The sequence below is a fragment of the Kitasatospora sp. NPDC047058 genome (assembly GCF_040643935.1).
In the GTDB taxonomy this organism is placed as follows: Bacteria; Actinomycetota; Actinomycetes; order Streptomycetales; family Streptomycetaceae; genus Kitasatospora.
Map to the genome: position 1 here is coordinate 1 of NZ_JBEYVJ010000791.1, position 1,773 is coordinate 1,773.

The 1,773-nt window shown below is 78.0% G+C and carries 3 protein-coding genes and 1 pseudogene; 1 reads left to right on the top strand and 3 read right to left on the bottom strand.

What is annotated here, in order from left to right; genetic code table 11:
- Positions 1–844: WD40 repeat domain-containing protein (locus ABZ885_RS40525; protein ID WP_360200127.1), on the bottom strand; the 844-nt coding region annotated here is incomplete at its 3' end.
- 18 nt (positions 845–862) lie between these two features.
- Positions 863–982 (bottom strand): annotated as a pseudogene (locus ABZ885_RS40530) (hypothetical protein); the annotation flags it as partial.
- A gap of 17 nt (positions 983–999) precedes the next feature.
- Here ABZ885_RS40530 and ABZ885_RS40535 point away from each other — a divergent pair.
- A complete protein-coding gene (locus ABZ885_RS40535) occupies positions 1,000–1,179 on the top strand; it encodes a hypothetical protein (RefSeq protein ID WP_360200129.1) in 180 nt (59 codons plus the stop codon).
- A 274-nt stretch (positions 1,180–1,453) separates the two neighbouring features.
- On the opposite strand, the gene ABZ885_RS40540 is transcribed toward ABZ885_RS40535, so the two are convergent.
- A partial coding sequence (locus ABZ885_RS40540) for an ATP-binding protein (protein ID WP_360200131.1) occupies positions 1,454–1,773 on the bottom strand: 320 nt, incomplete at its 5' end.

Sequence of the window (1,773 nt, forward strand, 5' to 3'; positions counted from 1 at the left end):
CGGGCGGCTGCCGACGCAGCGGCGCCACCTCCCGCCCGGTGCCGCGGACGCCGGGGCCGACCCGCCAGACCCGGACGGTGCCGTCGCTGTCGCCGGCCGCGAGCCGGGTGCCGTCGGCGTCGAAGGCGACCTGGTAGACCGCGCCGGTGCAGCCCTCCAGCCGGCCGGCCGCCGTCCCGTCGAGCGGGTTCCAGAGCCGGATCCGCCCCTCGGTGTCCCCGCTGGCGAGCAGGTCGCCGCCGGGGTGGAAGGCGAGCGTGTAGACCCGGCCGCCGTGGCCGGTGAGGGAGTGCCGCAGCCGCAGCCGGGCGAGGTCCCAGAGCCGGACGGTGCCGCCCTCCCCGCCGTCCACGCCGCCGTCGCCGGTGGCCAGCACCGTGCCGTCGGGGCTGAACGCCGCCCGGTACACCGCGCCCCGGTGGCCGGGGAGTTCGGCCTCCAGCCGGCCGCTCGCGGTGGACCAGACCCGGACCGCCCCGGCCCGGTCGCCGGTGACCAGCCGGGAGCCGTCCGGGCTGAACACCGCGGTGTAGGCGGGTGCGGCGTGACCGGGGAGGGTGCGCAGCAGGCGGCCGGCGGCGGTGTCCCAGAGGGTGACGGTGCCCTCGGCGTCGCCGGTGGCGAGCAGGGTGCCGCCCGGCCCGAGCGAGACCGGCCAGACGCCGGCGGGGTGCACGTCGAGGCGGTGCCGGCACTCGCCGGAGACCGGGTCCCAGAGCCGGACGGTGCCGTCCGCGCTGCCGGTGGCGAGCACGTCGCCGGCGAACTTCACCGCGTAGACCCGGCCGATGTGGTCCTTGAGCGTGCGCAGCGCGACGCCGGTGACGCCGTCGCAGACCAGCACCGAGCCGTCGTCGCTGCCGACGGCGAGCAGGTGGCCGTCGACGCTGAAGGCGACCGGTTCGGGCAGCCGGGTGGTGCGGACGTCGAAGCCGTAGGGGACGCCGACCTCGGAGGGCCGGAAGCCGGCCTCGACGGGCAGGCCGGTGAGGACTGCTGGTGCCCCTGGTCTCGCTGGTCGCGTTCGCCCGGCTGGCCAAGCCGACCTCCCCCTGGGCGCGCTGGCGCTACGCCCCGGGCTCGCGCAAGGCCGAACGCGCCCTGCGCCGGTACCCGCCCGACCGGCGGACCCGCCTCGACGCCCTCAAGGACCTCGTCGGCGGCACGCCGCAACGCTGACACCGCGGTACGCGAGGTGCACCCGGCGGCTTCTGCGCTGTCGGTCCGGTGCCGTCCTGGTCCCGCTTCACGGCCTCAGCCCCCCGCCGGCGTCCCTGTGGATGTTCACCCCGTCCCCGAGGGAGCCGTGCCCCGGGCAGGGCGCTCCGCAACCCTGCATCGGGCACGAACGCCTCCGACGGGGGACCACAGGACGCAACCACCGACGTCCGGCCCCCGGCGGGGCCCGGCGTCACCGAGGGGGTGCGCCGCGGCCCCCCGGCGGGATCGCGGCTCAGTGCCCGGGGGCGAGCCGGGCCGCGTCGACCTCGGCCCAGATGGTCTTGCCCAGGGCGTGCGGTTCGGCGCCCCAGCGGTCGGCGGTGCCCCGGACGATGAACAGGCCGTGGCCGCCCGGCAGAGCCGGGTCGTGCGGGTGGCGGGGTACGGGCAGGACCGGGCTAGGGTCGCTGACCTCGACCCGCAGCCGGGACTCGGAAACCTCCAGGACGAGCTCCAGCGGGCCGCCGCCGTGCAGCAGGGCGTTGGCGGCACGCTGCGGCGGATCGGGCCCTGGGAGGTCCCGCGCCGGCTGGACATCCGGATGCACGGGGG